Origin of the sequence: Salinibacter sp. (genome assembly GCF_042218895.1) — a bacterium.
In the GTDB taxonomy this organism is placed as follows: domain Bacteria; phylum Bacteroidota; class Rhodothermia; order Rhodothermales; family Salinibacteraceae; genus Salinibacter.
Map to the genome: position 1 here is coordinate 21,129 of NZ_JBDGQQ010000131.1, position 6,000 is coordinate 27,128.

Sequence of the window (6,000 nt, forward strand, 5' to 3'; positions counted from 1 at the left end):
TACACTCGCCCCCCGGCTCTCGGATCGCCTCGAGAAACCGCTGCCCGGACACGAAGCCCATCTCACGATGGCACCGCGATACCCCGCCCGGCGGGCCGACCTGGCGATCGATGGGCGCGCCTGTCGCGACGCCGGTATTCTGGTTCTCCTCCTTCCTCATCAGGACCTCCCGGCCGTTGTCCTGACGGTCCGGCGCGAACACCTGCCCGATCACGCTGGTCAAGTCTCCTTCCCCGGCGGTCAGCGGGAGGGCGAGGAAGAACTACGGACGACGGCCCTCCGCGAATCGGAAGAGGAGATCGACCTCGACCCGTCGTCGGTCCGGCTGCTCGGCCCTCTGACTCCCCTCTACATCCCGCCGTCCGACTTCTGCGTGCATCCGTTCGTCGGCGCGGCCCATTCCGACCCGGACCTCCACCCCGCGGACGCGGAGGTCGGACGGGTCCTCCGCGTGCCGGTGTCCGACCTCCTCGATCCGGACACCCGCGAGACGGAATCGCGGCACCTCCACGACACAGACGTGGAGGTGCCCTACTACGCCGTGGCCGGGCATACGGTCTGGGGGGCTACGGCGATGATGCTGGCCGAATTGCTAGAGGTGGTGAGCAGCGCCATTTCCCCTACCGACTAGCGTGGTCCCGGTCGTCGGGCTACTCGTGCCGGCCCGAGCGTCGAGTGTCTCCTTTCCAGCGGTGGACGTGGACCGTCGCTGCGTGGCTCCATTTCCACACTGGACGCCGTAGCCTCCGGCAACCCTGGGTGGTAGATCAAACGTACCGCTTCAGATACGCCATGACGGCATCGGGACCGGCGAGCCGATAGTCGGCGCGGGTATCGTCCCCGCCGACCTTGATGGTGACGGCGTCGCGGTCTAGGGCCTGCAGGGCCGAAAACGCGTCCTCGTCCGTCACGTCGTCCCCCAGGTAGACCGGCGTACGGTCGGGGTGCTCGTCCGCGATCCGACGAACCGCCGTCCCTTTCGTGAGCCCCTCGGGCCGGAGCTCGACCACCTTTTTTCCCCAGATGGCGTCAAGCATTTCCGGCAGAGCGTCGAGCCAATGTTCAAGACGGTCCCGCACCTCCGCCTCGTCCTCGGCGTCCCGGTAGTGTACCGCAAACGACTGGTCTTTGTCTTCCACACGCAGCCCCTCGGCCGACGGCACCGTTTGGCGGAGCCGTCGGAGCGCCTGCGCAGCATCGTCGGGCATGAGTCCGTCTACGTTTTTCCCGATGGTCCCCCGCTGGGCCCCGTGCAGCCCAATGGCGTTCAGGGGCTGATCGAGGAACGACGACAGGGCCTTCAGGTCGCGTCCCGTCACAATCCAGAGCGGATAGCGGGCCTCCAGTTTTCGGAGGAGCGCGGGGGCCTCGGCGTGGGGCACCGCCTCCGTAGGATCATCCACGATGGGGGCCAGCGTACCGTCGTAGTCGAGAAAAAAGAGCGGAGGTTCGACGATGGGGGGCATGGGCTGCTCGGTCCGATGTGTCTCCGGAAGCAGGAGGAAATTGGACGTAGAAATGCGTAGGTGTGTACTGCGTGTTGCATCGCGCGGAGCGAGCACGCGAGATTACGCAACGCAAGCCACGCAGCGGTACGCCACGAAAGAACCTTCGCCTGAAGGCCCGCGCGCGTGACTTGTGACTTGTCACTGCCGCGCCTCTACTCCTGGATGGAGTCGAGAAAATTCCCGGCCCAGTTGTGGACGTCGAGGGTACTGATTGTCTGCTTGAGTCCCTCCAGCCGATCCTGTCGTTCCGCCGACGGCATCTCGAGGGCTGTGCGGATGGCCTCGGCCACGCCTCCGTGGTCGTAGGGGTTCACCTGCACCGCCTCGGGTAGCAAGTAGGCCGCCCCCGTCAGCTCCGAGAGGATGAGCACCCCGTCCTGCGAAGCAGTAATGAACTCTTGCGTGACGACGTTCATGCCATCGCGGAGTGGCGTAATGAGCGCGGCGTCGGCCGCCCGGTAGAAGGCGCAGAGTTCGTACTGCGAGTACGTACGGTAACGGTAGTTGACCGGGACCCAGCTATTGCGCGCAAACCGACCGTTGATTCGCCCTACCACCTCGTCCACATCCCGTCGGATTTGCTGGTAGGACTCCAACTCCGTCCGGCTCGGTGTAGCAATCTGGAAGAAGCTCACATTCCCATGGTATTCGGGGTTCTCCTCCAGAAACTGCTCGAAGGCCAGCATGCGAGACCGAATGCCCTTCGTGTAATCGAGGCGGTCAATGCCGATCACGATGTGGTCGGACCCCAGCCGTTCCCGAAATTTCTTGGCCTCCTGCTCGATGGATTCGTCCTGGGACATCGTCTCGAACCGGTCCACGTCGATCCCGATCGGGTGCGCCTCGACCTGAGTCTCGTGGCCGTCGTGCCGGACGCGGTTCCCGTCGACCTCGGCGTCGAGAAGCACCGCCGCGCTCTCGAGGAAATTGTCGACGTACTCTTGCACGTGGAATCCGATCAAGTCGCAGCCCAACATCCCGCGCAGGAGTTCTCGCGACCACGGAAGGATGCGAAAGACCTCCATGGCCGGCCACGGGATGTGCCAGAAATGTCCAATCGTGGCCTCCGGTCGTTCCCGCCGAATGAGGTTGGGGGACAGCATCTGATGGTAATCCTGAATCCAGATCACGTCCTCGTCGCCCTTCTCGGTTTCCTCCAGGACGGCCTCGGCGAAACGTTCGTTGACGTGGCGGTACGTCTCGATAAACTCGTCGTCCAGGTTCAGGTGCTGGATCAGGTAGTGCGACAGCGGCCAAAGAATCTGATTGGCCATGCCGTAGTAGTACCCGTCGAGTTCCTGGGTGCTAAGTGGCACACGGCGGACGAGAAAGTCGGGATCGGCGGCCGGATATTCTTGGCGCGCCGGAAGATCAGGATCCTCTCCCATTCCGACCCACAGGCCGCCCTGTTCTTCCAGCACCGGAAGGAGCGCTGTGGTGAGTCCCCCCACCGAGGTTTCCCAGCCATCGTCAGTCTGTCGAATGGGGACGCGGTTCGCAACGACGATTAAGCTCAAGGCAGTGTCGGTCGCGTGGTGAAAAGTAAAGCTTGGGGCCAAGACGATGCCTGAATAAGCATCCCCACGCACGGTTGCAACGTACGTGGGAGGACACCCACTAGCATACCGGTTCACGTGAACGAAGGCAAGGTCGATCCACGTCTGTGAGCGTTTCTTGTAGGGATTAGCAGAAAGTAAAGGAGGGGCAACTCCGAGCAAGACTCCGCCCGTTTTATTCTCACCCTTCTGTTATAGATTGTTATAGAACTGTGATTCGGTTGTCCGTTCGGCTCAGGATTCTACTCTTGGGTTTCTCTCAAACAACTTCGCTCATTGCATGCGTCGGTCGTGTGTACGCCTCACCGCCGTTCTCACTTTCGTCGTCTTGCTTCCCCTCCCCGCCCTGGCCCAGAGTGCCGCACCCGATGGGCCGCTAGCGGCATTCTACCAGGACGCGGACCGGCTACTTCGCGAGCGCGTGACGAACGGACGGGTCGACTACGCGGCCCTTCGCCGGGATCCGTCTCGGCTCCAAAATCTTGTGCAGCGCATCGAACGTCAGGATCTCGCAGCGCTTCCTCCGGCCCACGCCGACGCGTTTCTCCTGAACGCGTACAACCTCCTTACGCTGCACGCCGTGGTCGAGGCGTACCCCATCCCCTCCCCCCTCGAAGTTGAGGGGTTCTTTGACGAACAGACCCACACGGTCGCCGGGCAGAAAATGACACTCGACGAGTTGGAGGCGATGCTGTTTGACCAGACCCTCGATCCACGCTTCCACTTTGCTCTCGTGTGCGCGGCCGAAGGATGCCCGGCTCTCATCGATCACGCGTACCGGGGCGACTCCCTCGACGCACAGCTTGAGCGAAAGACCCGCCGCACGCTCAACGACACAACACACGTCCAGGTGGACCCCGAGTCCCAGACCATTCGGGTCTCAAAGATCTTCGACTGGTACAGGTCCCATTTCACGGAGGGCGGCACGTCGATCTCTGAGTACATCAGCCAGTACCGCTCCGCCCCTCTCCCGTCGTCCTACGATCTTTCGTTTAAGGAGTACGATTGGGGGCTGAACGATCTACGGGACGAAGACCGCGGCGACCCAGTTTCCTCCAAGCGTCGAGACACGAGGGACGCCCAGATGGGCTTTGGGAGTCGGGACACCAGGGACGACCAGAGGGCTCAGTCCCAACCGTCCCTCCAAACCTTTACGGCGGCCACCCTCGTAGAGCCGGGCCAGGTCGACATCAAGCTCTTCAACAACCTCTACACCCAGACTGCCTACTTCAATGGTGACGGGGAGCGGCTGTCGCAGGAACGACGGTCTACGTACTTCACGGGGATTCTTACGTCGTTCGTCGGGGTCACCCCGACGCTCAATCTCGGGGCCGAGCTCTATTTTAAATCCGTACGCAATGACAGCCCTGATAGCTCCCCGTTTCGCGCATTGACGTTTGAGTCTCGCTCACAGTCGCGCACCAGTCTCACGGCCATTGCCCCTCAGGCCAAGTACGCACCGCCGACCCTCGGCGGCACCACCCTTCAGTTCACGCTGCTCGTGCCGCTGTCGCAGGACTTCGACGGAGTGGGGAGCGATCGGCCGTTCCTGTCCCACGGGGACGTGCAGGTGTGGGCCCAGGCGTTCTACGACCTCCCGCTCTACCGCAATCAGCTCCTGCTATTCCTCGAGACGGGCCTCCTCGGCCGCTTCGACACGCGCGCGACAAGAACCCACGAGCTTACCGTTCCACTGAAGGGAATTCTCAACTACTATCCCAGCGACCAACTTACTCTTTATGGTCTCGCCGAGGTCGCCCCGAAGGTGGACTGGACCGGAGGTGGAGGCTACCGGTCCCAACTCGGAATCGGGGCGAAGTACGAACTCCTCCCGGGCCTCCAACTTGAGACCCTCGTGTCCACATTTCCTCTCGGCATCAACAGTGGGGCCGGCATGACATATAATTTTGGTCTGCAAATTGTCCGGTAGTTCCGATCCGCGTCTCCCGCCGTTTTCGATGGCACGTGCCTGCTCCCTCCTTCTTGTTTGCCTCCTCGCAGGAGGGCTGGTGCCCATCGCGTACGGCCAGACGGGGTTGAGGAGCACAGATGGAGTCCCTCCGACAATCGACGCCGTCCGATTCGAGGGCCTAGACCGAACACGACCGGATTTCCTCCGCCGGTTTCTCGGATCCCGGCCTGGCCGTCCCTACGACTCGGTCCAGGTCGCCGCCGACGTTCAGGCGCTGCGCAACATGAACGCGTTCGGGAACGCCTCGGCCGAATTGCGCACACCGGACCCGGCCCGACACGTCCTTGTCTTTGAGGTGACCGAGTACGCCTCCCGGATTCCCTATCTCAACGTCGGAGGGCTCTCCGAAAACTCCTGGATTCAAGTCGGGGGCATCGATACGAACTGGCTGGGCCGAGGCTACGATCTCGGTGGATACTACCGGTACGACGGCGGACACTCGTTCGGGCTATACCAGTCAATGCCCTATCTCTTCGGAGGACGATGGGGCCTGTCCTACACGCTCGACCGCCTTGCGACGACCGAGCCTGCCTTCTTTGGAAGGCAGACTGTGTCCTACGAAGTCCGTCGATTTTCAGGCATCGGCCTTCTCCGCTACGAGCTCACCAAAACCCCTGGAGCGGGACTCACCTCCGCGATTGAAGCAGGCGGGGGGATTCTCCGCGAGGCATACCGGAAGGCGAGCCGTGGCGAGTTGCCCGGGCCCGCCGAGCGCACGTTTTGGAAGTATCTACTCAAGGCGCGCCTCACGCAGCGCAACGTCAATCACTACCGCCACGAGCGGGCTGGCATGGTTAACATCACAAAGCTGCAGGCGGTGAAGACGGGTGGGGGCCCGTTCAACTTCTGGAAAGTCCTCAACATCTTTCGGGGCTATGCCCGCCCGTTTCCGGACGTAAACTGGGCGCTTCGGCTCCGCACCGGGATTTCAACGAACGAGCGATCCCCGTTCGTCCCCTTCGTG

General features: G+C 62.4%; 5 protein-coding genes. 3 read left to right on the forward strand and 2 right to left on the reverse strand.

Going from position 1 to position 6,000, the window contains the following annotated elements; genetic code table 11:
- Positions 1-67: 67 nt before the first annotated feature.
- Positions 68-631 (forward strand): NUDIX hydrolase, encoded by a 564-nt coding sequence (locus tag ABEL04_RS11530; RefSeq protein WP_375802541.1) that lies wholly within the window; start codon positions 68-70, stop codon positions 629-631.
- Positions 632-767: 136 nt separating this feature from the next.
- Here ABEL04_RS11530 and otsB read toward each other — a convergent pair whose 3' ends face one another.
- Both otsB and ABEL04_RS11540 read right to left on the reverse strand, forming a co-directional pair.
- On the reverse strand, positions 768-1,466 hold the full coding sequence (otsB, locus tag ABEL04_RS11535; RefSeq protein ID WP_375802542.1) for a trehalose-phosphatase: 699 nt from the start codon (positions 1,464-1,466) through the stop codon (positions 768-770).
- A 194-nt stretch (positions 1,467-1,660) separates the two neighbouring features.
- Positions 1,661-3,097, reverse strand: a complete 1,437-nt coding sequence (locus tag ABEL04_RS11540; protein ID WP_375802543.1) for a trehalose-6-phosphate synthase — start codon at positions 3,095-3,097, stop codon at positions 1,661-1,663.
- A gap of 247 nt (positions 3,098-3,344) precedes the next feature.
- Here ABEL04_RS11540 and ABEL04_RS11545 point away from each other — a divergent pair, with 247 nt between their 5' ends.
- Both ABEL04_RS11545 and ABEL04_RS11550 read left to right on the forward strand, forming a co-directional pair.
- The gene (locus ABEL04_RS11545) at positions 3,345-4,994 is read left to right on the forward strand and encodes a DUF547 domain-containing protein (protein ID WP_375802544.1); all 1,650 of its coding nucleotides are present in this window, start codon (positions 3,345-3,347) and stop codon (positions 4,992-4,994) included.
- A gap of 28 nt (positions 4,995-5,022) precedes the next feature.
- Positions 5,023-6,000: POTRA domain-containing protein (locus ABEL04_RS11550; RefSeq protein WP_375802545.1), on the forward strand; the 978-nt coding region annotated here is incomplete at its 3' end.